Raw genomic sequence first — 3,242 nt, 5'->3', positions numbered from 1 at the left:
ACTGCAGCCTGTCTGCTCTGCTTTTGCTAACCCGACAGACAGGTTGAGTCGGAATTGCCACGATGCTTAGCGGTCAATCTCGATCGCCAGCTTTGTCCCGCTGAACAGGATGCGCATACCGATCCCCCCACTTCTTGAGCGCCTGAATAACTGGCTTCAGCGTCTTTCCCAGCTCGGTCAGGGCGTATTCCACATGCGGTGGCACCTCGGGGAAAACGGTGCGTGACACCAGTCCGTCTGCCTCGAGTTCGCGCAACTGATTGGTCAGCATCCGCTGCGTGACGTTGGGCAAGCGGCGGCGCAGTTCGCCGAACCGCAGCACCCCGTCCTCGAACAGGTGATACAGGATCAGCGCCTTCCACTTGCCCCCGAACAGTTCCAGCGTGGCTTCCACCGTGCAGCCGGGGCTGCAGGCCAGCGTGGTGTGACGAATGCGGGGCATGGTATCATTCCTGACACTAGGGGCGGTTTATGTGCGTTCTTGCGCACACCGTAGGCTGGGTCAATGTTTACATGCGGGCCGGACAGATGTCCTGCATTTGTAAACAGGATTGATCATGTCTTCATCTTCTTTATTGGAACCTGTGCGACTGGGCGACCTATCGCTGGAAAACCGGATCTTCCTGCCACCACTGACACGCTGCCGCAGCACCCAGCCCGGCGATATTCCCAACGCGCTGATGGCCGAATATTACGCGCAGCGCACGCAAGCGGGTTTCCTGCTTACCGAAGGCACGCAGATCGAACCTCGCGGGCAGGGCTATGCCTGGACACCGGGCATCTACTCACCTGAGCAGATCGCGGGCTGGAAACTGGTCACGGACGCGGTGCACGCAAAACAGCGGCCCATCTTTGCGCAGTTATGGCATGTCGGTCGTGTCTCGCACCGCGCCCTGCAACCCGGCCATGAAGCTCCGATCGCCCCGTCTGCCGTCGCGGCAACAGGCGTGAATGTGTTCATCCCCACGGGGCCGGGCACGGGAAAGCTGGTACCGCCGGACATGCCACGCGCGCTGTCCATTCCAGAAATCCATGACCTGGTAGAGTTGTACGCACAGGCAGCCCGCAACGCCCTGTCAGCCGGTTTCGATGGCGTCGAAATCCACGCCGCCAATGGCTACCTGATCAACCAGTTCATCTCCGAACGGGCCAATTTCCGCACCGATGCCTATGGCGGCTGCCTGTCCAACCGCCTGCGCTTCCTGCGCGAGGTGGTAGAGGCCGTTTCCGCCGTCGTCACCCCCGACAGACTGGGCGTGCGGTTTTCCCCGCTGTTCGGCACGACCACGGAAGAGCGCGTGTATCTTGGCCTGCTGGAGGACAATCCAGCGGAAACCTATACGGCGGCCGTGCGCGTGCTGGCGGACGCGGGCATCGCCTATGTCTCGCTCGCCGAGGCTGACTGGGACAATGCGCCTGAAATGCCGGACGCCTTCCGCGCCAGCGTGCGCGACATCTTCGGCGGCCGCATCCTGTGCGCGGGCCGTTACGACCTGCACAAGGCACAGCATGTGCTGGCGCATGACTGGGCGGACATGATCGGCTTCGGGCGCAAGTTCATCGCCAACCCTGACCTGCCCGCGCGGCTGGAACATGGCTGGCCGCTCAATTCGCTGGACCCGGCGACGATGTATGGCGGCGGCGCGCATGGCTACACCGACTATCCTTTCCACAATCAATAAACAGGGAAACGAAGCAATGAGTTTTTACCAGACCCTCAACCCGACCACGGAAACCGTGGAACGCACGTTTGAACTGCATACCGCCGCGCAGATGAAGGAGATTGTCGATCGCGCGGACCATGTGTGGAAGACCGACTGGAAAAAGCGCGATATCGCAGCCCGCAAGGTCATCATGTCAAAGGCCGCCGACCTGCTGCGTCGTGACCGCGTGACCCATGCGCGTCTGATCGCGACCGAGATGGGCAAGGCGCTGCCGGACGCGCTGGAAGAGATCGACATCACCGCCGATATCCTGTCCTTCTACGCCGATGGTGCGGCAGAATTCCTCGCTCCCACGCATCTGAAGGTCAAGGAAGGCCATGCAAAGATCATCAATCAGCCTCTAGGCGTGATCTACTGCATCGAGCCATGGAACTTCCCTTATTACCAGTTGGCCCGCGTGGCGGGGCCGAACCTGATGGCGGGTAACGTGGTCATCGCCAAGCACGCACCCAACGTGCCGCAATGTGCGCTGGCCTTTGAAAAGCTGTTCCATGACGCAGGGGCACCTGCTGGCGTCTATACCAATATCTTCCTCGACAACGACCAGTCCGCTGAACTGATCAAAGATTTCCGCATCCGTGGCGTCGCCCTGACCGGCAGCGAACGCGCGGGTCAGACGGTCGCGGCCGAAGCGGGGGCAGCACTGAAGAAGGACACGATGGAACTAGGCGGCAGCGACGCCTTCATCGTGCTGGATGACGCGGACCTTGAACTTGCCGTCAAATGGGCGACGTGGGGCCGGTTCGCCAATAACGGGCAGGTCTGCACGGCGGCCAAGCGGATGATCGTGCATGAGAAGGTCTACGACGTCTTCCTCGCAGGTCTGAAAACCGCGATCACGCAGTTCCGTATTGGCGATCCACTGGCTGAGGGTACGACCCATGGCCCGATGAGCAGCAAGAAGGCGCTCGAGACCGCACTCGCGCAGACCGATGAAGCGGTCAAGGCAGGGGCAACGCTGGTGGCTGGTGGCAAGCGGATGGAGCGCAAGGGTTTCTTTATGGAGCCGACTATCCTGACCAACGTGTCAAAGGACAATCCGGTCTTCTATCAGGAGATTTTCGGTCCCGTTGCCGTCGTGCATAAGATCGCATCGGAACACGAAGCCATCGAACTGGCCAATGATTCTCCTTATGGCCTCGGCGGGGCCGTGTTCTCGCGTGACCTTGGCCGGGCGGAACGGGTGGCCGAAGCGGTCGAGACCGGCATGATGTTCATCAACACGGCCACGGCTGCGGCCCCTGAACTGCCGTTTGGCGGGATCAAGAACTCTGGCTTTGGCCGCGAACTGTCCTTCCTCGGCATTGAGGAGTTTATCAACCGTAAGCTGATCCGCGTTGCCTGAAGATTAGGCGAACGCTGCTTTCTGTCCCGGATAAAATCCTGTCCGGGGCAGAGGTGTGCTACTCATCAAGTTAAATGCCACCTGCGGCTCAAGTGATACGAAGAAATGGTATATGCCTGCTTTGGCAACCGCACGATTAGGGCCTGTTAGATCTTGAGTTTCTTCCCATATTG

At 60.2% G+C, this 3,242-nt stretch carries 3 protein-coding genes; 2 read left to right on the top strand and 1 reads right to left on the bottom strand.

Annotation, left to right across the window (positions count from 1 at the left end):
* Positions 1 to 73 precede the first annotated feature (73 nt).
* On the bottom strand, positions 74 to 442 hold the full coding sequence (locus tag GXY01S_RS16445) for a winged helix-turn-helix transcriptional regulator (protein WP_061276845.1): 369 nt from the start codon (positions 440 to 442) through the stop codon (positions 74 to 76).
* A 115-nt stretch (positions 443 to 557) separates the two neighbouring features.
* Here GXY01S_RS16445 and GXY01S_RS16440 point away from each other — a divergent pair, with 115 nt between their 5' ends.
* Positions 558 to 1,682 carry an alkene reductase gene (locus GXY01S_RS16440; protein WP_061276843.1) on the top strand — a complete coding sequence of 375 codons (1,125 nt, stop codon included), beginning with the start codon at positions 558 to 560 and terminating at the stop codon, positions 1,680 to 1,682.
* Positions 1,683 to 1,698: 16 nt separating this feature from the next.
* Positions 1,699 to 3,069, top strand: coding sequence for an NAD-dependent succinate-semialdehyde dehydrogenase (locus GXY01S_RS16435; protein WP_061276842.1), 1,371 nt, complete (start codon positions 1,699 to 1,701; stop codon positions 3,067 to 3,069).
* Positions 3,070 to 3,242: the final 173 nt, after the last annotated feature.

The sequence above is a fragment of the Komagataeibacter xylinus NBRC 15237 genome (assembly GCF_001571345.1).
Classification (GTDB): domain Bacteria; phylum Pseudomonadota; class Alphaproteobacteria; order Acetobacterales; family Acetobacteraceae; genus Komagataeibacter; species Komagataeibacter xylinus.
This window is presented reverse-complemented; position numbering and strand designations above follow the sequence as displayed.